Annotated in this window: 21 protein-coding genes; 13 read left to right on the top strand and 8 right to left on the bottom strand. The window is 57.8% G+C overall.

Annotated features, from left to right (window positions below; genetic code table 11):
• A partial coding sequence (locus EI291_RS18265; RefSeq protein ID WP_125423408.1) for a LexA family protein occupies nt 1-350 on the bottom strand: 350 nt, incomplete at its 3' end.
• Between the two features lie 142 nt (nt 351-492).
• Between EI291_RS18265 and EI291_RS18260 the strand changes: the two genes are divergently transcribed.
• The 4 genes from EI291_RS18260 to EI291_RS18245 are packed head-to-tail and all read left to right on the top strand — an operon-like array spanning nt 493 to nt 5,349.
• On the top strand, nt 493-1,581 hold the full coding sequence (locus EI291_RS18260) for a ComEC/Rec2 family competence protein (RefSeq protein WP_205701630.1): 1,089 nt from the start codon (nt 493-495) through the stop codon (nt 1,579-1,581).
• On the top strand, nt 1,581-3,920 hold the full coding sequence (locus EI291_RS18255; protein ID WP_125423405.1) for a ThiF family adenylyltransferase: 2,340 nt from the start codon (nt 1,581-1,583) through the stop codon (nt 3,918-3,920). The genes EI291_RS18260 and EI291_RS18255 overlap by 1 nt, the downstream gene beginning before the upstream one ends.
• A complete protein-coding gene (locus tag EI291_RS18250) occupies nt 3,917-4,498 on the top strand; it encodes a hypothetical protein (protein WP_125423402.1) in 582 nt (193 codons plus the stop codon). Before EI291_RS18255 ends, EI291_RS18250 begins: the two co-directional genes overlap by 4 nt.
• A 17-nt stretch (nt 4,499-4,515) precedes the next feature.
• Nucleotides 4,516-5,349, top strand: a complete 834-nt coding sequence (locus tag EI291_RS18245; RefSeq protein ID WP_125423399.1) for a hypothetical protein — start codon at nt 4,516-4,518, stop codon at nt 5,347-5,349.
• 4 nt (nt 5,350-5,353) lie between these two features.
• On the opposite strand, the gene EI291_RS18240 is transcribed toward EI291_RS18245, so the two are convergent.
• Together EI291_RS18240 and EI291_RS18235 are read right to left on the bottom strand one after the other, a co-directional pair.
• Nucleotides 5,354-8,017: a DEAD/DEAH box helicase gene (locus EI291_RS18240; protein WP_125423396.1), complete on the bottom strand. Its 2,664-nt coding sequence runs from the start codon at nt 8,015-8,017 to the stop codon at nt 5,354-5,356.
• 10 nt (nt 8,018-8,027) lie between these two features.
• A complete protein-coding gene (locus tag EI291_RS18235) occupies nt 8,028-9,614 on the bottom strand; it encodes a site-specific DNA-methyltransferase (protein WP_125423393.1) in 1,587 nt (528 codons plus the stop codon).
• A gap of 216 nt (nt 9,615-9,830) precedes the next feature.
• On the opposite strand from EI291_RS18235, the gene EI291_RS18230 reads away from it, so the two are divergent.
• Together EI291_RS18230 and EI291_RS18225 are read left to right on the top strand one after the other, a co-directional pair.
• Entirely contained in the window at nt 9,831-11,231 is a 1,401-nt protein-coding gene (locus EI291_RS18230) for a DUF4365 domain-containing protein (protein WP_125423390.1), read from the top strand.
• The gene (locus tag EI291_RS18225; RefSeq protein ID WP_125423387.1) at nt 11,228-12,808 is read left to right on the top strand and encodes an argonaute/piwi family protein; all 1,581 of its coding nucleotides are present in this window, start codon (nt 11,228-11,230) and stop codon (nt 12,806-12,808) included. The genes EI291_RS18230 and EI291_RS18225 overlap by 4 nt, the downstream gene beginning before the upstream one ends.
• 26 nt (nt 12,809-12,834) lie before the next feature.
• Here the strand turns inward: EI291_RS18225 and EI291_RS18220 are convergent, their stop codons facing one another.
• From EI291_RS18220 to EI291_RS18200, 5 genes are all read right to left on the bottom strand, one after another.
• Entirely contained in the window at nt 12,835-13,218 is a 384-nt protein-coding gene (locus tag EI291_RS18220; protein ID WP_125423384.1) for a hypothetical protein, read from the bottom strand.
• Nucleotides 13,219-13,220: 2 nt separating this feature from the next.
• Nucleotides 13,221-13,595 (bottom strand): hypothetical protein, encoded by a 375-nt coding sequence (locus tag EI291_RS18215; RefSeq protein ID WP_125423382.1) that lies wholly within the window; start codon nt 13,593-13,595, stop codon nt 13,221-13,223.
• 2 nt (nt 13,596-13,597) lie between these two features.
• Nucleotides 13,598-14,044 carry a hypothetical protein gene (locus EI291_RS18210; protein ID WP_148103428.1) on the bottom strand — a complete coding sequence of 149 codons (447 nt, stop codon included), beginning with the start codon at nt 14,042-14,044 and terminating at the stop codon, nt 13,598-13,600.
• Nucleotides 14,045-14,114: 70 nt separating this feature from the next.
• A complete protein-coding gene (locus EI291_RS18205) occupies nt 14,115-15,089 on the bottom strand; it encodes a hypothetical protein (RefSeq protein ID WP_125423376.1) in 975 nt (324 codons plus the stop codon).
• Between the two features lie 15 nt (nt 15,090-15,104).
• Nucleotides 15,105-16,064 (bottom strand): tyrosine-type recombinase/integrase, encoded by a 960-nt coding sequence (locus tag EI291_RS18200; protein ID WP_125423373.1) that lies wholly within the window; start codon nt 16,062-16,064, stop codon nt 15,105-15,107.
• Nucleotides 16,065-16,333: 269 nt separating this feature from the next.
• Between EI291_RS18200 and EI291_RS18195 the strand changes: the two genes are divergently transcribed.
• The 7 genes from EI291_RS18195 (at nt 16,334) to EI291_RS18165 (ending at nt 22,805) form a co-directional block, all read left to right on the top strand.
• The gene (locus EI291_RS18195; RefSeq protein WP_125423370.1) at nt 16,334-16,585 is read left to right on the top strand and encodes a hypothetical protein; all 252 of its coding nucleotides are present in this window, start codon (nt 16,334-16,336) and stop codon (nt 16,583-16,585) included.
• A 134-nt stretch (nt 16,586-16,719) separates the two neighbouring features.
• Nucleotides 16,720-17,271 (top strand): DUF4158 domain-containing protein, encoded by a 552-nt coding sequence (locus tag EI291_RS18190; protein WP_044518448.1) that lies wholly within the window; start codon nt 16,720-16,722, stop codon nt 17,269-17,271.
• A 5-nt stretch (nt 17,272-17,276) separates the two neighbouring features.
• Nucleotides 17,277-18,389 carry a sensor histidine kinase gene (locus EI291_RS18185; RefSeq protein ID WP_082017271.1) on the top strand — a complete coding sequence of 371 codons (1,113 nt, stop codon included), beginning with the start codon at nt 17,277-17,279 and terminating at the stop codon, nt 18,387-18,389.
• Nucleotides 18,386-19,165 (top strand): LytR/AlgR family response regulator transcription factor, encoded by a 780-nt coding sequence (locus EI291_RS18180; RefSeq protein ID WP_044518450.1) that lies wholly within the window; start codon nt 18,386-18,388, stop codon nt 19,163-19,165. The genes EI291_RS18185 and EI291_RS18180 overlap by 4 nt, the downstream gene beginning before the upstream one ends.
• Before the next feature lie 129 nt (nt 19,166-19,294).
• Complete coding sequence (locus tag EI291_RS18175) at nt 19,295-19,750, top strand: DUF305 domain-containing protein (RefSeq protein ID WP_065814192.1); 456 nt, start codon at nt 19,295-19,297, stop codon at nt 19,748-19,750.
• 133 nt (nt 19,751-19,883) lie between these two features.
• Nucleotides 19,884-21,290 (top strand): YncE family protein, encoded by a 1,407-nt coding sequence (locus EI291_RS18170; RefSeq protein ID WP_044518525.1) that lies wholly within the window; start codon nt 19,884-19,886, stop codon nt 21,288-21,290.
• Nucleotides 21,291-21,332: 42 nt separating this feature from the next.
• Nucleotides 21,333-22,805, top strand: coding sequence for a YVTN family beta-propeller repeat protein (locus EI291_RS18165; RefSeq protein ID WP_084549015.1), 1,473 nt, complete (start codon nt 21,333-21,335; stop codon nt 22,803-22,805).
• The last annotated feature ends 70 nt before the right edge of the window (nt 22,806-22,875 follow it).

Below are 22,875 nucleotides of genomic sequence, written 5' to 3'. Positions count from 1 at the left end.
TCGGGATTTTCCGGCTTGAGCCACCAGGTGCCGTGCTCGCAGACTAGGCGCTTCACGGTGCACTCGCCCTCGACCACTGCCACCACGATGTGGTTGTGGTCGGCTTCCATCTGCTTGTCCACGGCCAGCAGGTCGCCTTCGTGAATCTCCGCGTTTTTCATGCTCTCCCCGCTCACCCGCACCAAGTAGGTGGCGTCGGGATGCCGCAGCAGCAGGCGGTTCAAATCAAACAGCTCATCGGTATAATCAGAAGCCGGTGAGGGAAAGCCGGCCGACACCGAGCAGCTGAATAGCGGGAGCAAAAAGGGCGTGTGGGGGGCGTGGACGGGGATTAATTCAACGTTGCGCATGGGTGGTATAGAGTAGGCGTGGTCACAATAATACGCTCGGCTAAAAGTTTTAGTAAATAATCAACTAAAAAAAATGGCAATCGTAGTGTTAGGTCTGCGTTGCGTGCTATCTTTTCACCATATTTCACCTCATGCTTTTCTCATGGCTTCCAAGGCTAAGGAAATTATTATTCCGGCCACCGGCGTGTTCCGCGTGGTCTTTCTTTATGTAGGGCAAGGGGACGCTGCGGTTCTGGTTATTCCTCAAGGAACTAGTTTTCGCTATGTTCTGCTCGACAACAACATCGACCGGAGTGCGGGTGGCATCAACACGGAAAAGCTGCTTAAAGACCTGCTTGACGACGGACTGGATGTGTTCATCAACACCCACCCCCATAAGGACCATACCGAGGGCATCGAAGCTATTCACAAGGCCACGCCGGTGAAAGAGGTATGGCACTCTGGCCACGTGCCCGGCAAAGACAGTGACAGCGCCTACCAGGAAATGCGGCGGGTCATCAAAGCCATTGGTCCCGACAACGAATACAAGTTGTTTGGTACAAACGCCACCAACAAGGTTCGCAAAGCCGACGGAACAACTGAGGTGAACAAGCCGCTCGGGGATATTACTTACCAAGTCCTGTCACCAGCGGAGTACCTCTGCGACGACATTGCCGAAGGGGAAGACGCGGAGCGTGACCGGCGCATTCACGAGCACTGCGCGGTCATCAGGCTATCCTACGGCAACCCGGCCAAGCATATTCTCATTACGGGCGATGCTGACCGCGAAGCTTGGGAGGAGCATATCATGCCTTATCACCAAGACGCCGTGAAAGCCAACGTGCTCAGTGCGGTGCACCACGGGTCCAGAACCTTTTTTAAGTTTCACGGCGACGACGAGGGCGTGTACGAAACGCACATCGAAACCATCGCCCCGGAGTACGTCATCGTCAGCGCTCCGAAGCAGAAGGAGAGTAAACACGACCACCCGCACGACGACGCGATGAAGCTGTACAAAAAGCACGTCGCCGACGAGGCCAATGTGCTGCACTCCGGTAAAAACCGGGAATCCATTATTGTAGACATTCATCCCAATGGGGACCTCATGGTTACGCCGGATGTGGAGCTGGTCAAGGCATATGGCTACGATAACGACAAGGATGGGGATGACGGAAAAGGCAGTAAAAGCGCTGCCGTTATCGGGTCCCGTACCAGCAGCCGGCTGGATAGCAAACCCATGGGGCAGCAGTAATGAGCAAGTGGTTCGAGCGGCACGTTCAGATTCTTCTGCGGGAATCTTCTCAACTCGCCAACAACAGTAGTTACCGTGAACGAAGCCAGCAGGTGGGGGCGCTGTTCGTATCCGCGGGGGAAATTATTGTGCGCTTAAATGGTACGCAGTATTTCCCAGTAGCCATTGTCTACGCCGATGCTACGCCCTACGCCTTACCGTGGGTGTACATGCTCAACGATGTTCTCAGCGAGGATGAAGCAAAGAGCTTGGCCGCCATGAGCTATGGCGAAGCCTCCGCGTTTCTTCAGCCAAAGGCCAAATTTTACTACAAACGCCATCAAAACCATGACGGGAACCTGTGCCTGCTGGAACAGGACAACCTGGATAAAGCAGGCCCCGAAACATTCGACGCCAACGCTGTCATTGCCCGGGTTCGGCAATGGCTGACGGCACTGCTGACCGGAGCGGCGATACCGGAGGGGACTGAGGTAGAACTCTTCTCGCACTACCGATTGCGCGCGCCCATTCATGTGCTTCTTACGGAGCCATTCTATGAGGTTTCCGCTGGGAAGGGTATTTTCTACCTTGCCTTGCTGCTCACGCACGTGTTAAAGCGAGACGTGTTGCCGTACGTAGGGGCATACCTGGTGAATCAGGCTGACAGCGGACTGTTTCTGGACGATGCTCAGCAGCAATTGCCCTTTATGCCTAAAGGGTTGCGGACGCCTCTAGAGCTTGTGCAAAACGAGTCTTTGGCAAAAGAGCTACTGGAAACGCCCAAGCTGGCCAAAGGATACTGGTGGAGCCTGCAAGCAGAGCCGGAGGTATATGCCAACACCGATGAGCTGCTGACCGCCTTAGGAACCGGTGATTTACAAGCCGGCATCGCGCTAGCCGAAGCGGCATTATGGGAGGAGCTTAAAGTAAATGCCAAGTACTGCTACATTGGCCTGCGCTATTCAAATCGGCGTGGTGAGACGGAATGGGCGATGCTGATGCTCATCCGGACACGTAACGACCACGTGCCGCTCTACACGTCGCCGAACGTTAGGGACCTGCTGCAGAATTACGACGTGCACGCCGTGCAGACCGAGCCATTTACCGAACAGCAGTACCATCTGCGCAACTCGGGGCGTGTAGAGCATGCGGTGGTACGGGAGCAAGCGGTTACCGTGTTAGGCTGCGGTGCCCTCGGGGGCGAAATCGCGGATGCCTTAGCGAAAGCGGGAGTGGGTCATATCCATCTGGTAGACAATCAAAAGCTCTTCGTGCATAACAGTGTGCGCCACCTGGCTGGGTACGAATATGCTCTTCGCGCCAAGGTGGATGCGGTACGAGACATTCTGCGCGACCACAACCGATTTGTGGAGCTGAATACGAGCGGGAGAAACATTCTGCAAAATGAGCTGCCCGCCTATTTTCACGCCGAAGGCATCGGAATTTCGTCGGTAGCGGATGATAACACCGAAGCATTTCTTAATGAGCAGGCGCTGGCCCACGGGCGAACGGTGTTCTATGCCCGCGCTTTGCGGGGAGGGAAAGCAGCTCGCATCTTTCGGGTAGTACCTGGCCAAGACGCCTGCTTTAACTGCCTGACGCTGTACCGGGCCGACAAGCACGCGGATTTTATCGATGTGCCCGAGGATGAATTGCTGCCGACTCTGCGCAACGAATGCAACAACCCGATTCGTCCAGCCAGTGCAGCTGACCTTAAGCTGGTGTCGGCCTTAACCAGTCGGTTGCTGCTAGACCATTTGCAGGCCGAGGTGAAAGTCACAACCAACCATTGGGTCTGGGTAAGTGAAGCCCTTCCCGGCAGCAAAATGGAGGCAACAGCGCCGTTCTCGGTGTTGGCTCGCTCAATGTCACCTCATCCCAACTGTCCCTATTGCAACGCGTTGCGTCCAGTACAGGTAACCATTGAGCCGGCTGCGCTGGCGTTCATGCGCAACCTGACGTTGCAGACTGCCGGCATCGAAACCGGAGGAGTACTGGTGGGCCAGGTGGGTGACACCGGAACCATCCACATACAACACGCATCAGGACCCGGCCCGAATGCCGTACGCACGGCGACCCGGTTTGAGCGAGATGTAGCCTTTTGCCAAGGCTTTGTAGATGCGCATACTGCCGAAGGGCGGCCATACGTCGGGGAGTGGCACAGCCACCCCAATGAAGACAACAAGCCGAGCCAAACAGACTTGACTAGCTTGGGCATGATTGCACTGCAACCCCAGTACCTGACCACCAAGCCAATTATGGTCATTTTCTCTCGCTCGGGTGTGCCATCCTGTAGCATCCATCCTGCCAGCGCTGCCTATTACTTTGTCACCCTTGATGAGTTAGCTACCAACGCATGAACGTAAGTGTCTACGATATCCTGTCCAAAATCTTCCCCGGGGGCGTCATCTACGGGGCGTTGCTGTTTAACAACTTAATCACCAAGCCCGCTTCCGTCACCGATGTGCTGCTGCTGGTTCTGATGTACCTGGTTGGTTATTTCATTGACGCCGCCACCAGCATGATAGAACCAGCGCTGTTTTGGTTGATGGGTGGCAAGCCCAGCGAGCGGCTGCTCGACCCCAAGCATAACAGCCGTTTCAAACTCGGCAAGTTTGAGGCGCTGAATCGTCATCTGGAAGAAGCTTATCCCCATCAGTTCGAGGATAAAGGCCGGCTATTCAGCATTATGTCGAGCGTGGTTAATTACAAGGGAAATGCCCGGGTCACTACATTCTTTGAGGCGTACATCTTTGCGCGCAACATCTTTCTGAGCGTGCTCCTCAGCTCCGTGTTGACTATCGTTGTCAACCGCTCGTGGCCCCTCGGCTTGGCGATGCTAGGACTGAGTATCATTGCCTTCAGCCGGGCTAAAGCCAGGGGATACTACTACGCCCGCGAGATGACCAACTGCTACATTGAGCAAAAAGAGCTTTAGCCAATTGCTTCTATTTTATGAGTCCTTTTGCTACTGCCCTTGTAGATATTTCCAAGCTGCTAACCGTTTCGGCTGTTGGCGCTGCTTTGGCATATTGGTTTGGGCTCCGGGGCAAAACCAACGAAATCAGCTTGCAGCGAACCAAAGAGCTCAATGCAATTCTAGCCAATATGTTGACGATTTGGCACTATTTCGCCAAGCTCAACCAACTCACAAACCTGCCGCCAAACCAGGAGAAGAAGATGCTGTTCCCGATGGCCCTTTTGCCGGTGATGGTACACCAAGCGGCGGCCCTGAACGACGAAGTATTTGAAGAGCTGGAGAAGTCCGTAAGCAATTTGAAGCAGTACGACCCGCTGGCCTTTCATAAGCTGGAAGGCATGGGCCGGCGGTTTGCTTTTATGAAAGACAATTTTGTTGCGCCACTGCTTTCCTGGGAAAGCAAGCAGGGTGACCAGACGCCGAATATGATGCGCAGGGCTATGCTGGAAAAAATTAGCAAAGAGTTTGAGAAAGGGGTGGTGCACGTCGCTCAGCTCATCTCCAAAAAGACTGCCCGAGACGTTCAAGTTGAGCTCGACAAAAAGGCACCTCAGGCCACAGAGGAGCTAATCGACGAATACAACCGGGAGTACTACTCCATTGTCACTTCGATGATGCCAGAAAATGTCAGGCCGGATTATGAAGCATTCAAACAGATGATGGGTGGGGCAGAAGTGCAGGGAGTAATGGAGCAAGTGGCTCCCCTTATCTTGAGACAGGGTTTTGGCTCGTTCATGACAATCATTAATCAGAACCCTTCCATTACACCCAAAGAGCTGGAAGCGCAGATGCTATCCAGCTTGGGCTAGCCCATTATATTTCCCGCAGCACGTTCAGGAAGTCGTCCAGCTTGTAAGCCCCATCTACGACGCGCCGCTCGTACACCATGAAGTAGCGGTAGGCATTACCAGCTTTCTGGGCCCACGTGGCGCCCAGCTTAATCTTTTGCTCGGCATCGAGGTGGTCCCCCTTCGTCTCGACCACCAGTGTTTTGCCGCTTTTGGTCTGAATGATGAAGTCGGGGTAGTGGTTTAAAAAGCCGTTGATGCGGAAGCCCTTACCGCGTTCGAGGTTACGGGTCCAAAAGGCAATGTTGGGCAGGTTGGCAATTTCGTTGATGACCTTCTCCTCGAAGCCGTTGATGCGGCCTTCCTGCTCGTAGAGCGACTTGGTAATGTCCTTGCTGGTATCGCCCGGCGAAATCTGCAGTGGGAAAGTGTAGGCCGGTTGGATAAAAGTCTTGTCCTGGTCGAGGAAGTCGCGAAACTTCTTGTAGGCGTAGTCTTCTGAAAGCTGCCGGATTTTGTCCTTGATTTTCTGCGTGTAGGTGTATTCGTGGTTGGCGAAGTCGGTGAACTGCTCGTCGGTGAAGTCTTCCAGAATGCGCTTCACGTAGCGCTCAATCTCCTTGTCGGCAATGGGGTAGAGGTTGCCGATGAGGTCGAGGATGCGGCGCGTAAAATTTTTTACCCGGCTGTCTTTGCGGCTGGGGTCCAGAATGTAGGCCATGATGCGCTCCTTGGCGTCGCCATCGATGCGCATGAAGGTGGGCGTGGCTTCTTTCTTCGTTTCATCGAGGTCCACGCGGTAGAGCTCGGCCGACACGCCGTCGAATTTGATGTTGGTGTCGGCCTTGCCCAACGGGAAGCCTTCGAGCAGGTACTCCTTTTCCAGCAGCACAGCCTGGCTGCCTTCGCCGCTGTCGAAGAGCGTGGCAGCGGGCTTTTTCCAGAAGAATTGCGGCAACACCAGGGCAGCGGCCTGCTCGCGGAAGATGTCCTTGATGGGATAGGTTTTCACGAGGGATTGGAGCGCAGTGGGTAAAGGCGCGGCTCCGCCGGCGGTGCTGGCGGCCACGGTTTGCTCAAACTCGGCTTGCTGGGCCAGGGCGGCTTCGGCAATGGCCTGCACCGAGCCCGTAGCGGCCGGCAGGCTGGCCACCGGGTCGGCTACTGCTACGGGCGCGGCGGCTTCGTCGGTAGTCGGTGCCAGTGGCGTGATGCGACGCACGTCGATGTCGGCCAGGTCGTCGGCCGCGGAGGGAGCTGGCGGCGCGTCGAAGTTCAGCGGGGCCTGCACGAAGGCGACCAGCGGGTCGGGTTTGGGAGCCAGCGCGGCCGGGTCAGCCACCTTGTAGTCGCGGGCACTAAAACCGGCTTTGTTCAGGCCCACTACAATCTTGTCGAGCGTTTCCAGAAACTTGCTGGAGGCCGTCAGCACGTAGCTCATGTTGAGCATGGGCGCCTGGTGCGGGGCCACGTAGGGCTGGCGCAGCACCCGGCCCAGAATCTGCTCCACGTCCACGGCCGACGACTTATCGGCCAGGGAGGCCAGGATGTAGGCAAACGGCGCGTCCCAGCCTTCTTTCAGGGCATTCACCGTGATGATGTAGCGCACCTCGCATTTGGGCGAAGCCAGGTCCTCGTTCTTGAGCTCGTTGAGGCTGGCCGTCTTGATGCGGATGTGGCTTTCGGGGATTTTCAGGTCGAGGAGCTTCTTTTTCAGCTGCTCGAAAGTGGTGTTGTCGTCGGCCGTTTTGGGCTGGGCCTGAAACAGCACGATGGGCCGGATGTAGCGCCCGCCGGCTTTCTGCTCCTGCTTGGCCTGCAGCTCCAGGTTGCGCTGCAGCTGCAGGGCCGAGTTGATGACTTCCGTGCGGTCGTTGTGGTTGTAGACGATGACGGGCAGCTTCACCATGTGCTCCTTTTTGAGCGCCAGCGCGTCCACGAAGCTGATGATGTTGCTGTTTTTGCGCGGGGTGGCCGTCAGGTCGAGGATGAAGGCGGGGTTGAGGTTCTTGAGCATGTCCACGCTCAGCTCGCTCTCGGCGTTGTGGCTTTCATCAACCACCACCACCGGGTTCAGGGCCTGAATCACCCGCATCAGCGTAATATCTTCCTCATCGCCCAGCAGCGAGCCAAAGGACTGCAGGTTGCCGTTTTCCTGGTACACCTTGCGGTCTTCCTTGTTGCGCGCCCGCAGCGAGTCGAAGCTGAGCACCACCAGGCTCAGCTGCTCCTGCACGGAGCTGGCCGAGAAGCCGCTGCCCTGCAGCAAGGCCGCTTTGTCGTACACCTCCACCCGGCCGGCGAAGTGGGTATTGATTTTCTGCCGGTAGGGGTGGCCCGGGTCTTTCAGGTTGCGCAGCGTCTGTTCCAGAATGGTGACCGAGGGCACCAGCCACACCACAGCCCTGGGACGGTCGGGCGGAAACGCCCCGAAGATGGTGCGCAGGGCGTTGGCGGCCAGGAAGGTTTTGCCGCCGGCCGTGGGCACCTTGATGGTGACGTGCGGCACGCCGGGCACGGTGTTTTTGTAGGGCTCAATGGCCGTGCCCGGAAACGGCTTGACGGGCGTGCGCGGGTGCGTGGCCCAGAAGTCGTGGAAGGCATCAGGGAGGCGCTTGGTGGCCTGCACGCAGTCGAGGAAGCGGGCGAGGTCGGTGATGACCTCCTGTTGGTAGGGTTTGAGCTCCATCGGCAGGGGGCTAGAAGCGCGAAATGTCGCGCGGGATTTTCTTGAAAATAATGCCGTGCTGGGTCATGAACTCCGGCGTCAGCAGGCAGTTATCGGCGTAGATGATGTACTGGCCGGCGCGGGTGCGCATGGTGGCCAAGAAGTCGTGGCCCAGGGTGGTGACTTCGTCGGGCGCGTAGTGGAAATAGTAGGCCGTATCGTCGTGCACGGCCAGAAAGGCGGCGTTGTCGTCGGCCGATGGGGCGGGAAGCGGCTGCTTGGTTTCGGCGTAGTAGATGTACTGGCGCAGGCCTGGCAGGCCGGCTTGCTCGTTCAACTCGCCGGTCTCGGTGAAGACGGCCGCGCCCAGGGTGTAGTAGTCGAAGCTGCCGCCGGTGCCGGGCTGGCCGGCGTAGCCCTTTATCACGCGCTTTACACGCTCAGCTGTGATGGTCTCGGCGTAGTCTTCCATCTCCGTCAGGATAAAGCGGCGGTTACCGCCGTCCTGCTGGTTAAGTTTGAGCACGGCGTGGGCCGTAGTGCCGCTACCGGCGAAGGAATCGAGGACGATGGAGTCTTGGTTAGTGGCGAGCTGTAGAACCCGTTCAATCAGCTTAGTAGGCTTTGGGGTGGGAAAGGTCTCAATATCATGTAAAATCTTATTGGCTTCCTTCTTAGCGTCCTGCGTGTGGCCTACTTCAGTATAAAACCAAAGCGTTTGTGGAACAACCCCAGCCTGTACGTCTGATAAGAAGCGCTTTATTGACGGGCTTGATGTACCGTCTTTACCCCACCAGATACGATTGTCTTTGTGATATGCCCACAGTTTGTCCTCACTAATAACCCAGTAGCGACCTTTGGGAGGTCCATCTATAACTCTGCCGCTAGGGGTAGTGATGGAATATGTACCTAAGCTGTAGTAATTTCTAGCAGACAAGTCGCCCGACTTCCAAGGTCCACGCTCGTCATTATCGGGGTTCTTGTAGCGGCTATTCTGCTCTTCACTGCGTGACATAAGGTTGGGACGCCACGATTCAGCATTTTTGGCGTATACCAAAATGGAATCGTGGTCCACAGAGAAGTGCTTAGCAGAGTTCTTGGGGCTATAGTTCTTCTGCCAGATAACGTTTGTTACAAAATTGCCCGCACCAAAAATCTCATCGCACATGAGCTTCAGGTTGGCGTACTCCACGTCATCAATGGAAATCCAGATACTCCCGTCCTCTGCCAGCAGCTTGTGCAGCAGCTTGAGACGCGGGTACATCATGCACAGCCACTTATCGTGACGGGAGAGGTCTTCGCCTTCCTTGCCAACGACTTGGCTTAGCCACTTTTTGATTTTGGGGTCGTTGACGTTGTCGTTATACACCCAGCCCTCATTGCCGGTGTTGTAAGGCGGGTCAATATAGATGCACTTCACACGCCCCTCGTATTCGGGCAGCAGCGCTTTCAGGGCTTCGAGGTTGTCACCGTGAATAATCTTGTTGCCGCGGCTGGTAGGCTCGGTGGTTTGCGTGCCATCGGCGAGGGCGCCGTACTGGTGGTCAAGAAGTCGGAACGGAACGTCCTGGTGGTGGTTGATGACTTTGTCTTTACCAATCCAGTGAAGCGTGGGCATGCGGGGGTAACTATGGGTGTAAGGACGAAGGTACGGAAGGCCAAAACCCGAAACTAATCCCTTGCTGTAGCTAAAAAAGCTAGTTGAGAAGTCACTCAGCACATTAGCTTCCTTGCCTCTAGCTAAAAATCAGACCTTGAAATCACTATCTTCGTTAGCATTCCGGCTGGTGCTAGTCTTGTTAGGCAACCGCATCGGCGTCTACTGCTCTGCTTTATGTCGAAAACTGTACGACCATCCCATATCATCGGCGAGCGAGGCGTAAACGTCTTCGCGGATTATTGCAACCGGCACCAGCCTTACATCATCTGGCGGGAGGAAACCAAGAACGACTTCGGCATCGACGGCGAGGTTGAATTAACCGAGGTGACAGAGGACGGCAAAATCAAGCCTACTTCCCAAACGCTCAAGGTGCAAATCAAATCCACCCAGAGCAGCGCCAGCTACATTCAGCAAGAAACGGAGGAGTCGTTCAGCTTTTTCCCACGCGACGAAGACTTGGAATACTGGAAGAATTACCGAGTGTATGGGTATGATGTGCTACTGGTAGTGTTCGACGGCCGCGAAGGCGCTGACATCTTGTACTGCAAGAAGATAACTAACATCGACGAGGCCCTGGCCCGCCCCAAGGGCAAGCGCAAGTCACAACCCATCGTGTTTTCCAAAACCGAAAACCGGTTGGTTACCGGCCAGCACGACTTTGATACGAAGTACCGGGCCTCGTTCAAAAGCCGCGTCAACTACCAGGCGGCCGAAGTGCTCGATACCAATATGTTCCCCTTCAAAGCAGTGCCACGCTGGCTCTACACGTACCCGACGCACTACAAAACTAAGAAGGACATCTTCAAGAACATTGCTAGTGGCGAAGCACCGTACTTTGTTATTTACAATTCAGTCATCTACACGTTCGTGCCCATTGAAAAGGACTTTAAGCCCTTTTATGAGCACGTAGTATCAGAGGGACAGAAGCGCACCGAGCACCGTTACAGCGAAGTGGTGGACACAGCGACGCTGCGCAACCACTTTGTGGAGCTGCTAAACGAGTACATCAAAGATTTCATGCGCAAGCGCGGCCTGTACTACCAGCGTGACTTCCGGCGCTACTACTTCTTCCTGCGCAAAGACCAGACGGAATACAAAGTGCCTTACCGCACCCGCCGGGCCGAAAAGGTGACGGAGAAAAAGGTGGTGGAATTTTACGAATACGGTCGGGATACCTTTTTCCGGCACCTGGCCGTGGCCGTCAAGCCGCTGTTCATTGAGGACAAAGTGTATTTGATAGTTAGCCCGAAGTACTACTTCACTTCGGATAGAATGAACCCCCTGGAGCCGGAAAAGACCACCAAGTTCACGAACTACCTTAATCGGAAGACTTTCAACGATGGGGTAGTCGACCAGCTGCATTTCTGGTGGCACCATCTGGCCAGAGGCTCGCACGAGGCCACCATTTTTGATGGGTCCGCCATGAACCAGCCATCCATTCTGCTGAGCCGGCCCATTGATTTCACCGTTCCCTTTGGCATTCCGCTCGACGGGGAAAAGGTAGCACAGAAGAAAAAGACGGCAGCCAAAGCTGCACCTGCCCTTCCATTGCCTAGCTTATTCGACAACCAATGACGCCGGAACTACTACCTGAACCGTTGCTGGAGTTCGGCAACGACCGCCTCAGCGAAGACCCCAAGCAAGGCATTGCCATTGGCAGCTTCTTCTCCACCAGTTCGCGCACTCACCGTTCCGAAATCCACTATGCCATTTTGGGCACCAACTTCAACATCGAGAAGGCGCAGGAATGGATTAAGCAGTTCGAAAACCCCATCGAAGCCTCAGATATTGAGTTAAAGATGAAGGGGAACCGCATCGAAGCCGGACAGGTAGTGGACTACGATGACGAGGAAAGCCAGCTGTTCGGTGCTGAACCCGTAGGCGAGGATGAGTTGGACGATGAGGAAGAGCAGCCAACCAGTTACAAAAACAAGCGTCTTAATCCCGATTTTCCGGGCTTCAACGCAGAATCCATTTTCCACTGCGGCTTTGTGAATGACGAAGCCAACAACCGAAGCGTGAAGGAGGCGAAGATTCGAGCCATCCTGGATGACTCGGAGCTAACGAAGTTTGACCGGGTTGTCCGCATCTGTGACCTCTACAAGGAGGCTTACCGAGACTTGCTTGAAAATTCGATGTCGCCGCCAGACATCTGCTTTATTGTCATCCCTGCGGATGTTTTCAAAAAGCACTCTTCGATTCCGTACAAAGGCAATCTGTATTTCAATCTGCGGCGTTACCTCAAAGCCCAACTGATTGTAATGCCCAAGGCCATTCCCGTCCAGATTATTTTGGAGGACACGATTTTGGGCAAAAAGAAGTCGCTTCAAGACCTCTCGATGCAGGCATGGAATTTTGTGGTGGCCAGCTACTACAAGAATGCCGGCACCCCCTGGACGCTGACTTTGCAGGATAAGCACACCTGTTTCATTGGAATCAGCTTCCACAAGGTGTTGAACTCCGATAACAACCTAGTGCGCTCCAGTATTGCGCAGGCATTCAACTACGAGGGCAAAGGCATCGTTTTTATCGGAAAGAAATTCAAGTGGGACGCAGATAAAAACAACACGTCTTCGCCTCACCTAACGTATGATTACGCCAAGAGTCTCATTGAGGAGATTGTAGATAAGTACAAGAAATTCAATCAGAACATCGCACCTAACCGAATAGTCATTCACAAAACGACGGACTTCTGGACCTCTGCTCAGCACGCAGAGTATGCGGAAGCAGAAGGCTTGAAAGATGGTATTCGGGCAGCTCTCAATGATGATGTGACGATTGACTTGGTTACTATTAAGAGTGCCGACATCAAGTTGCTACGCCGCAAGGGCAGTTACCCCGTTATGCGTGGTACGCACCTGCCGCTAGACCGGCAAACCGGTGTCTTGTACACCACGGGGTATATTCCCTATTATGAAACCTTCCCTGGCCAGTATGTGCCGCACCCGTTGGAGGTTTCGATTTTCGAAGGCGAATCAACGCTTAAGCGTGTTTGCACAGAAATTCTAGCCTTAACTAAACTCAATTTCAATAACTGCAACTTCTTTGACAGCCTACCTATCACTTTGCGTTTCGCGCAAAAAGTGGGCGAAATCATCCAGTATGCAGAAGATGACGACATGTTACCCGATAAATACTACTACTATATGTAGCATCTGGGCATAGTGTAGGGCTGTACCTACAATTCTCTATCATTAGACCGGGCTTGCTGTTGCTCAAACGCCCAGTCTTCAGGGGAGAGTATCGACTGCATGAACGCGGAGTAGCCCATATCCCGACGTTCCAAGGCATGCCGCCGCAAGCCCAGGCTTGTCTTGGCCTTCTCGAAGCCTTCCCTCTCCACAGCCCGCCGCATGCGTTCGGGCAAGCCTTCCAGCCAATGCCGGTAATCTTCTTCGGTGACTTCGCCAACAGCTTGTTGTTGGTACCGATACGTGGCATTGCCCAGCCGAAATAAGCGGGCCATTTCGTGGCGCTGGCTTTCAGGCAACTGCTGCAGCGTCTGCAGCTGGGCCTGATGGTGCTTGTCTAGCGGGTGGCGGGGCTGTAAGAGTTCTTCCACAACTATTCGGCTATGCCCTGGCGGGCAAAAGTTGATAATCCTTCAGTATTCTCGTACAGGATGTTTTCCGCTCGCTCGCCACTGAAGTTCGGGCCGTCGCCGCGGAGCACCTGCCACACCTGGTCGTAGTTGACAGTGACAAGAGAGCGATACTGTGGGTCATCTGGGTGCAGCAGCACTTCGCAACGAAAGCTGTCGGCATCGATAACCAGGTTCCACAAGGTATCCTGCTGCAGGTGCAGGGTTCCCAGCAGCACAGGGCCATCCTCGGTTTCAAAGTAGTTGGTGCAGACCAAGTAGTGGTTTTGCGAATCGCCCAGGCCGGCTTGGATTTGGCGCAGAACGCCTTGTAAGGGGTGCGGAGTGGAAGGCATCATACTCAGGCTTCGGGTGACATGATGGTCCACGGCGAAGGGTAATTGTCACGGTATACCAGCTCATTGTAGTACACCGAGTCGTCCGAGGAAAAATGAAGCTGTTTGCCCGTGGGCTGGCCGGCGGGTACTACTTTGCGCATCAAGTGGTACAGCTGCTCGAAGGGGATTGTCGCCCGAAACCGGTCTGCCCAGGGACCGGGCGCATGTTCTTCGCCATCTTCCGGAAAACGCACCAATGCTGTATCAAAGGCCAGGTCCGTGGAGCCCACGGTAAGATTTGCAACCTCGCCCTGATGCAGTGTGAAGACAGCCGGATAATGCCGACGCCGCGGATGATTGTCGCGGTCGTAGTAATGAGCCGCGAGCATATAGAACACGGTTGGGTCGGCTAGTTCCTTTTCAACCCGGCGTAGCAGCTCAGGTAGGTCATCAAGCATATCTAGCGGCATACAGCAGGTGAATGGGAAGCAAGGATGAAATCAAATCTAATGTACTGCGGCAACAGATAGGGTCTGAGACTTACGTTTCCACAATTTCTCTCAACCGCACCGCGAACTGCTTTAGGTCCTCGCGACTGCCGGAATAGACTTCTGTGTCGAAAAGGGTATGGAGAGCGTATTCTTTGATGTCAAAACATTTAGACTTATCAGTCAGCACGATGTCTGCGAACGGCAACGCTACGGCCATGCGTTGCACATCCATGTAGTCGTTGGGCGTTTCTCGCTGGTGCTTGAGAGCCATGGCCGCTTCTAGTCGTGCTCGAATAAACAGAGGGGCAGCAGCTACGCGCAAGCCGTGTTTTTCAATCGTTTCTTTGATTTTTCTCGCTTCCCGTTGAGTCATGCCCAACCGGTTAATCAGAAGAACCATGACAGCATCTGACCACAACGGAATTGTCTGCGAGGGAAACACAGCGGTTTTCCGTTCCAGAAATCCATACCGGGCAAACTTCTTTAGCTGCGACAATAGCTCTCTCGTGTAGTATTCCTCTTTTAGGTAGAGCGCAGTTCTGCGCAGGGCCTCATTGGGGCGTGGCCCTTGAGCAGTCAGCTGACGGGTGTGGTTCACTGCTACCGCCGCTTCCTCAATCATGGTATTAAAGCCCCTTTTTATCGCGCTAAACTGCTGGAATCCATCTTGAAGGGCAAAGCTCATCACCGGCACCTGTTGGCAAAAATTGCTTCTGCTGGGAGCTTGCTTACGAGCGTGGTTGAGGAGCAGCCGCGCCGTTACGTATCCTTCTGACATCAAGGACAATCCCCCGCTGAGCCTGAAAAGAAAGGCATCTTGCGTTTGCGCACGTTCAGCATCTCTAGCCGACGATTCCAGCAAGTGTTCATTGGAGTACGGAATAACCAATGTTTTATTGGCTACGCCTTGCTCAATGATGGTTCGCAGCTGCTGCCAGTCTTCCGAAGAGTTTGGGTCAGCACAATGGCTGACGGCAAACTGGTCGAGGTAAACACAGACCTGCTTAGTAAAGAATTTTCCCATTGGCGCATTAATGGCCTACAGCCCCAATTTCTGAGCCGCGTTGTGCTGCCGTACATTATCGAGGCGGGTATAGCGCCGTATCATAGAGCTCGTCTTGTGCTTGGTCTGGTTCATCACCTCTGAGTCATCGGCGCCATTGAGCTTGGCCACCGTTACGAACGAAGCCCGCAAAGAATGAGCGGTGAACTTCGGGCCCAGGTGCCGCTGCACAATCTTATTTAGGTGAACATCCGTCAGCCGGCGCTCCGTCAGGCGCCCGCCCTTGCGCAGGGAGACTAGTACGGGCCCGGTAGTTCGGCCGAGCATCCGTAGCCAGGTCTGCAGCGTGCGGATGGGACACAGCGAAGGGTCCGGGGAGTAGAAAATGGCCTTTTCCTCGGCTTCCCCCAATTGGTTGGTCTTGCTGCGCTTCAGGTCGATGGTCAGCCCTTCGTCCGAAAACGTGAGGTCTTCCAGGTCGAGGGCGGACAGTTCGGAACGACGAAATGCTCCCGTGAAGCCCAGCAGCAAAATCACCCGGTCACGCAGGCCCGCCGGCGTCGAGGCGTCGATGTGCTTGACGGTGCGCTTGAAGCTGGCCAACGAAAATGCCGGAGCCTGTTTTTGGCGGGTGCCTTTTAGCCGGCTAATGCCTTCGAGCAGCACCTTGAATTTCTTGTCGTCCGTGGGTGAAGCCAAATCCCGCAGCGCGTGGGCTTTGCTGATGGCCGCGCAGTGGCGCTGGATGGTTGCCACCTTCTTCTCAGCTTCGGCCAGGTGCGTCACAAACCCGGCGAGCGTATCTACCGACGCCGGCAGTGCCACCTGCCCGTGCTCGGTGCACCAGGCCGAGAAGCGGCGCCAGTCGCCGGCGTAGGCCCGGGCCGTATTAGGCGCGCCCTGCAGGCCGGCCTCGACGTAGCGGGCAGTCTGCTCGGCCAGGTGCGCAAGGCCGGTGGATGTGGGCGAAGGCGGGACGACGGGGACGGTGCTCACGGTGGCTTATTATATAAGGAGCAAACGCCCGAAAAATGGGCGCTTCTCAAAGGTAGTGGATAAGGTATGATAAGTAAACCTTATCATACCTTATGTTACAAGAAGTGTTATCAACCGTCAGGTCGATTCTATGCCGATAATCACAGAGGGAATTACAGAGGGCGGGTCACCTCGTGTACATAATTTCGCGGTTATGAGATGATGAGCGTGGGAAAACTTCGCGTTATTTTTACCAGTCGCACTCCCGCGCTTTCAATGTTTGTCGTTCTATGACCAAAAGCTACTCCCTGCTTTTTTTACTCCTTATTATAAGTGTCGCCGCGTTGGCCCAGCGCCCTAAGCCGGCAGCGGTTAGTCTACCACCCGCCGATACTATTTACTTTGACCGCGACTGGGAACGAACCGAAACGCTGGAGGAAGTAGCCTACGCGCGCATTGCGCACCGCGACGCTTCCGGCAAGCCGGTGGGCACGGTGCGTGACTACTTCTGGCCTTGGTTAAAAGTTTGGTACAAAAGTTAATCGGCGGCCTTGGCAGCGGCTGGCTTTCGGTGGGCGTGGATGACCACTTTACGGTGGCGTAAGTACTTATAAAGGGTAACCTTCGTTTTAGTGAACAAGCCAGCTGGCTATTTTTAGGATTTCCTTCCTGCTCCATGGCCCGCTACTTGTTTTTACTCGACGCGACCCAGCGCCGTGCCTTCGACCAGCCCCCTGTTTTCAATCCGCCCCAGCGGCAGCTCTTCTTTGCGTTGCCCGACTGGGCCACCCGGTCTCTGGCTACGCTGCTGGCCCCGCACAGCCGGGGCGGCTTCGTACTGCAGGTCGGCTACTTCAAGACGACGGGGTGCTTCTTTCCCGTGGACCGGTTCCTGGCGACTGACCAGGCGTACGTGCAGCAGCGTTACCACTTGGGAGCGGTGGAGTGGACGCGCTACGGCAAGGTCACCCGCTTTAACCACCAGCAGCAGATTCTGCAGCAATTCGGGGTTCCGCCCTTCGAGCAGGTCGAAGCCGCCGTGCGCCAGCAAGTGACGCATTTCGCCCGCCTATTAGGACCGCCTTTTTCCGTATCTATTCAGGCACTGTCCTGCCTGCTTTGGCTGAAATCATTTTCTCCGATGCTGACCCGAAGGCCCGTTGACCCGCTAAAAAGGCCATCCTGGAGGCCAGGCCAGCGCGGCGGCGGCGGGTTTCGCTACCTTTAAAGCGCATGAGTACGACCGCACGGCCCCTGGAACGGCAACTATCTCCGCCCCTGGTGAGCGGCTCCACCATTGCCCTGGCGTGGCTGCTGTTCAGCGGGTTCATGGTGCTGCTGATTTTTGTGCAGAACCTCTCGGCCGGCACGCCCACTGACTGGCGCGAGGCCCTGGGCGGGCGGCTGTTGCACGGCCTGATTTGGGGCCTGCTCACGCCAGTGGTGTTCGCCCTGGCGGCCCGCTTCAACCTCACCGAACGCCGGCACCGCCTCTGGCACCTGCTGGCCCACGCGGCGGCTAGCTACGTCCTGACCCTGGTGTACCGCCTGGGCTACGCCGCCGTGATGCACGGCAGCGGGGCCACGCCGGGCGGCTTCTCCCTGCATACCGTTGTGGCCAATGCCAACAACTGGGTGCCCATCTACTGGATGCTGCTGTGCATCGCCTACGCCGTGCAGTACCGCGAGCGGTACCGCGAAGGCCGGGTGCGGGCCGCCCAGCTCGAAACCCAGCTGGTGCAGGCCCAGCTGCAGGCCCTGAAAATGCAGCTTCAGCCGCACTTTCTCTTCAACTCGATGAACGCCGTCTCAGCCCTGATGACCCAGGACGTGAAGGCCGCCCGGCGCATGTTGGCCCAGCTCAGCCAGTTTCTGCGGCTGGTGCTGGAAGGCACCGACGAGCAGGAGGTGACCCTGGAACAGGAGCTGCGCCTCACGCGCCTCTACCTCGAAATCGAGCAAACCCGCTTCCCCGACCGGCTAGCCGTGCGCTACGACATCGCCCCCGATACCGAGGGCGCGCTGCTGCCTGCCCTGCTGCTGCAGCCGGTGGTGGAAAACGCCGTGCGCCACGGCCTGGCGCCCCGCGCCGGGGCCGGCGAGCTGGCCGTGCGGGCCGAAAAACAGGGCGACCGACTCGTGCTGCAAGTGCACGACAACGGCCAGGGCGCGGCCGATACCGCCGCCCGGGGCATCGGCCTGCGCAACCTGGAAAGCCGCCTGACTACGCTCTACGGCCCAGACTACGCCCTGGCGGTGGAGTCGGCCCCGGCGTGCGGCTACTGCCTGCGCCTGTCCATCCCGTTCCGGCTGGCAGCGGCCGGGGTTACGCATCTATCCGCATGAGGCCCATCCGCACGCTGCTGGTCGACGACGAGCCGCTGGCGCGCAGCCTGCTGCGGGAGCTGCTGGCCGATTTTCCGGCGCTGACCGTGACGGGCGAAGCCGCGAACGGCACCGAAGCCTTGGCCGCCCTGCAAACCGGCGCGTACGACGTCGTCTTTCTCGATGTGCAAATGCCCGACCTCGATGGCGTGCAGGTGCTGGGCCGGCTGCGGGAAGCCGGCCAGCCGCTCCCGCTGGTGGTGTTCGTGACGGCCTACGACCAGTACGCGGTGCAGGCCTTCGCGCTCCACGCTGTCGATTACCTGCTCAAACCGCTGGACCCCGACCGGTTTGCCGACTGCGTACGCCGGGTGCAGCAGCAGCTACGCCTGCGCCAGTACCAGGCCCGCGTCCCCGAGCTGGAGGCCCTGCTGCACAGCTGGACCGCCCCGGCAGCTGACTACCAGGACCAGTTCCTGGTGAAGCTGCCGGAGCGCAGCTTCTTCGTGCCGGCCGCCGAGGTGTGCTACTTCGAGGCCAGCGGCAACGGCGTGCAGCTACACGCGGCCGGCCGGCACTACCCGCTGCGCACGGCCCTGGGCCAGCTGGCCGAGCGGCTCGACCCGGCCGTGTTCCTGCGCATCCACCGCTCGTGCATCGTCAACCCGGCCCACATCGTGGACTTCAGGCACTGGTCGCACGGCGAGTACCTGTTTCGCATGGCCAACGGCCAGCACGTCACCTCCTCGCGCAGCTACAGCGCCGGCGTACAGCAGTTGCTCAAGCGATTTGCCTGAGCCGGCCCGGAACCTGGAAGGCCAGTTCACCCCGGGATAGGTCCAGTTGGCCCGTGTCGGGCGTTCATTTTTGGAAGTTGCCCGTTAGTGCACCAGCCCCCCACTCATGGGACGGCAACAGCGCACGACATGACCAAACCCTTCCTCTTTTTGCTGGCCTTCACCTTCGGCGGAGTCGCGACGGCCCGCGCCCAACACCATACCCCGGCTGGTACTACATCAATGCCGGGCACGACCCACTCCATGACGGGCATGACCGGCCTGAAGATGGACCACACAGCCGCGCCCGGCACCCCGGTCGCCGCCTTCCAGCACGGCATGGATTCGGTGATGGTGGTGATGGACGAGGGCATGCGCCGCATGGAGGGGGCCCGCCCCGACGACATCGACGCCAGCTTCGCGGCCATGATGCTGCCCCACCACCAGGGGGCCGTGGACATGGCCCGTCTGCAGTTGCTGTACGGCAAGGACCCCGCCCTGCGCCGCCTGGCCCAAAGCATCATCGCCGAGCAGCAGGTCGAGATTCAGCAGATGGCTGCCTGGCTGAAACAGCACCCCGTGGGCACGCAGAATCCTGGCAAATAGTACCTAATTCCGTTTAAACCGTCATGCTGAGCTTGTCGCAGCATCGCTACCGCTTCGTTGAAGAAGTGTTGATTAGTAAAGAGGTAGCGATGCTGCGACTTCGTTCAGCATGACGTTCTTTTTTCCCTATCCCATGAAATTCCCTCTCCTCCCCGGCCTGCTGCTCATTTCCAGCGTGGCGGCGGCTCAGGTCGTCAGCCACCGCGACCGGGTGTACACCGCCGACCAGATTTCCAACACCGTCTCGGTTATCGACCCCATGGATAACAAGCTGCTGGGCCAGATTATTCTGGGTAAGCCGCAGCCCGACTTGCTCTCGGCGCTCTACAAGGGGCAGGCGCTGGTACACGGCCTGGGTGCTTCGTCCGACCATAAGCTGCTGGCCGTGGTGTCGGTGGGCTCCAACAACGTGACCTTCATCGAAACGGCCACTAACGTCATCAAAGGCAGTGTGTACGTGGGGCGGGCCCCGCACGAGGCCACCTTCCGGCCCGATGGCAAGGAGGCCTGGATAACGGTGCGCGGCGAGGACTACCTATCGGTGATTGACGTGGCCACGATGCGCGAAACCCGCCGTGTGCCCGTGCCCAACGGCCCCGGCCAGATTGCCTTCAGCCCCGACGGCAAGCGCGCCTTTGTGTGCTCCAGCTTCTCGCCCGAGCTGGCCGTGGTGGACGTGGCCACTTACAAAGTCATCAAAAAGGTGCCGGTGGTGAGCCCCTTCTCGCCCAACATCTTCCCCACCAAAGACGGCCAGCAAATCTGGTTCACCCACAAGGATGTGGGCAAGGTATCGGTACTGGATACCAAGACGCTCACCATCAGCGGCGTGCTGACAACCGGCCCCGTCACCAACCACGTGGCCACGGTGGATGTGGCGGCCGGCAAGCTGGCCTACGTGACCGTAGGCGGCGAGGACGTAGTGAAGGTGTACAGCCGCGCCCCGGGCTTCAAGCAGCTGGCCACCATTCCGGTGGGGGCTAATCCGCACGGCATCTGGCCCTCGGGCGACGGCAGCCGGATGTACGTGGGCCTGGAAAACGGCGACTCCGCCGTGGCCATCAGCACGGCCAGCAACCGGGTGCTGGCCAAAATCAAGGTAGGCCAGGCCCCAATGGCGCTGATGTACGTGCCCAACGCCGTGCCTGCCGGCGCGGCCACAAACACCGGCCTCGGCCGGCAGCTGGTTGACCAGCCCGCCGTGGTGCGGACGCTCAAGCCGCCCACCGCTGGCCCCGCCACCGGCACCATGACGCTGCGCTCGGAAGGGCTGGTGGATTTGGCCACCTTCGCCCTGCGCGGCCTGACGCCGAACACCGACTACGACATCTTCCTGACCAGCGGCACCAAAGCGCCCTACGCGCGCGACTACGCCCTGACCACCGTGCGCACCGATGCCAAAGGCGGGGCCATGGGCCAGGCCCTGGGGCCGGTGCAGCGCATCGCGGGCGGCGAGTTGAACCCAGCGGGCAAAAAGTTTTCGCGGGTAATCGTCGCACCCAAAACCACTGACGGTGAACCCGCTTTACTGGCCGAATAGTCCGGCTTAGACTGGGCGGCAAAACCAGCATTTCATCCCTCCATGCGCATCACTACCTTATCCACCTGGGCCCTGGCAGCCACGCTGTTGCTCGGGGCCTGCTCGAAAAAGAACAGCGAGGAAACCGAGCCCGACATGGTCATTCCGCCCGACCCCGGCCCCATCGCAGCCAGCGCCGCCGACCGGGTGTACCTGGCCGACCAGTCATCGAACACGGTGTCGGTGCACGACCCGAGCACCAACCGGCTGCTGGGCGTGATTCGCTTGGGCAAGGGCCGGCCCGAGTTTCTGAGCCCGCTCTACGACATGGAGTCCAACGTGCACGGGCTGGGGGTGTCGCCCGATGGCAAGACGCTGGGCGTGATTGCCACCCTCACCAACGCGGTGATTTTTATCGACCTAGCCACCAACACCGTCAAGGGCAAGGTATACGTGGACCGCAACCCCCACGAGGGCTTTTTCACGCCCGACGGCAGACAGTTCTGGGTGGCGGTGCGCGGCAAGGATTACGTGACGGTGATTGACGTGGAGAAAATGCAGGTGGTGAAAAACATTGCCACCGAGCACGAGCCGAGCATGGTCGTGTTCCGGCCCGATGGCAAAGTGGCCTTCGTGGACCACTCCGAAACCGCTACGCTCGACGTAATTGATGTGAAGAAGCGCGAGGTCATTGCCCGGGTGCCGGTGGTGAGCAAGTTCTCGCCCAACCTGGTGGTGACCGAGGACGGCCAGCAGGTCTGGATGACCCACAAAGACGTGGGCAAGGTGACCGTGGTGAACGCCCAGACCTACGCCGTGGAAGGCGTGATTGACACCGGCCCCGGCACCAACCATGTGAACATGGCCGGCCCCGGCGGCGGCACCCGCTTCAGCGGGGCCAGCGCCGGCGACTTCGCTTACGTAACCGTGGGCGGCGAAAACGCGGTGAAGGTGTATTCGCGCCAGCGCCAGCTGCTGGCCACTATCCCGGTGGGGGCCAACCCGCACGGTGTGTGGCCCAACGGCGACGGCAGCAAGCTCTACGTGGGCCTGGAAAACGGCGACGCGCTGGTCAGCATCGACACCAAAACCAACACCAAGCTCACCGAAACCGGCAGCGGCCAGGCCCCGCAGGCCCTGCTCTACGTGGTGAAAGCCGGCGGTGGCAGCCCCGGCGCCAGTGGGCTGGAAGCCTTCACGCCGGTGACGCCGGTGAACATCCGCCTGGTGCCCGTGGGTACGCAGCCGGTGCCCGGCGTGGGCGGCGGGGCCACCATCCGCCCCACCGAAGACCTCGACGAAATGGTACTGGCCCTCAAGCAGCTGGCCGCCAACACCACCTACACCCTGTACCTGTCGGACAGCAAAACCGCATTGGTGGCCCCGGAGCCGGTCATTTCCTTCAAAACCGATGATGGTGGCGCAGTCGAAGTCAACGCCTACTACCAGATTCGGCTGCGGCTGGCAGGCCGGTTCGCCGTGGTGGTGCTCGGCGACAAAAACCCGGCCGGCGCGGTCACGCTCACGCAGCCGTAAGCCGGCTGCTGACCAAGAAGGCCCCTGGTGCATGTCGCATCAGGGGCTTTTTTAGGGGCGCAAACGCTTT

The organism is Hymenobacter rigui (genome assembly GCF_003944715.1).
GTDB lineage: Bacteria > Bacteroidota > Bacteroidia > Cytophagales > Hymenobacteraceae > Hymenobacter > Hymenobacter rigui.
This window is presented reverse-complemented; position numbering and strand designations above follow the sequence as displayed.

Excerpts from the sequence above, each read along its gene's own strand:
- EI291_RS18205 (WP_125423376.1), bottom strand. The coding sequence starts at position 15,089 with ATGGGAAAATTCTTTACTAAGCAGGTCTGTGTTTACCTCGACCAGTTT.
- EI291_RS18215 (WP_125423382.1), bottom strand. The coding sequence starts at position 13,595 with ATGATGCCTTCCACTCCGCACCCCTTACAAGGCGTTCTGCGCCAAATC.
- EI291_RS18230 (WP_125423390.1), top strand. The coding sequence starts at position 9,831 with ATGTCGAAAACTGTACGACCATCCCATATCATCGGCGAGCGAGGCGTA.
- EI291_RS18170 (WP_044518525.1), top strand. The coding sequence starts at position 19,884 with ATGAAATTCCCTCTCCTCCCCGGCCTGCTGCTCATTTCCAGCGTGGCG.
- EI291_RS18260 (WP_205701630.1), top strand. The coding sequence starts at position 493 with ATGGCTTCCAAGGCTAAGGAAATTATTATTCCGGCCACCGGCGTGTTC.
- EI291_RS18245 (WP_125423399.1), top strand. The coding sequence starts at position 4,516 with ATGAGTCCTTTTGCTACTGCCCTTGTAGATATTTCCAAGCTGCTAACC.
- EI291_RS18165 (WP_084549015.1), top strand. The coding sequence starts at position 21,333 with ATGCGCATCACTACCTTATCCACCTGGGCCCTGGCAGCCACGCTGTTG.
- EI291_RS18185 (WP_082017271.1), top strand. The coding sequence starts at position 17,277 with ATGAGTACGACCGCACGGCCCCTGGAACGGCAACTATCTCCGCCCCTG.
- EI291_RS18250 (WP_125423402.1), top strand. The coding sequence starts at position 3,917 with ATGAACGTAAGTGTCTACGATATCCTGTCCAAAATCTTCCCCGGGGGC.
- EI291_RS18190 (WP_044518448.1), top strand. The coding sequence starts at position 16,720 with ATGGCCCGCTACTTGTTTTTACTCGACGCGACCCAGCGCCGTGCCTTC.
- EI291_RS18240 (WP_125423396.1), bottom strand. The coding sequence starts at position 8,017 with ATGGAGCTCAAACCCTACCAACAGGAGGTCATCACCGACCTCGCCCGC.
- EI291_RS18255 (WP_125423405.1), top strand. The coding sequence starts at position 1,581 with ATGAGCAAGTGGTTCGAGCGGCACGTTCAGATTCTTCTGCGGGAATCT.
- EI291_RS18195 (WP_125423370.1), top strand. The coding sequence starts at position 16,334 with ATGACCAAAAGCTACTCCCTGCTTTTTTTACTCCTTATTATAAGTGTC.
- EI291_RS18225 (WP_125423387.1), top strand. The coding sequence starts at position 11,228 with ATGACGCCGGAACTACTACCTGAACCGTTGCTGGAGTTCGGCAACGAC.
- EI291_RS18235 (WP_125423393.1), bottom strand. The coding sequence starts at position 9,614 with ATGCCCACGCTTCACTGGATTGGTAAAGACAAAGTCATCAACCACCAC.
- EI291_RS18180 (WP_044518450.1), top strand. The coding sequence starts at position 18,386 with ATGAGGCCCATCCGCACGCTGCTGGTCGACGACGAGCCGCTGGCGCGC.
- EI291_RS18210 (WP_148103428.1), bottom strand. The coding sequence starts at position 14,044 with ATGCCGCTAGATATGCTTGATGACCTACCTGAGCTGCTACGCCGGGTT.
- EI291_RS18175 (WP_065814192.1), top strand. The coding sequence starts at position 19,295 with ATGACCAAACCCTTCCTCTTTTTGCTGGCCTTCACCTTCGGCGGAGTC.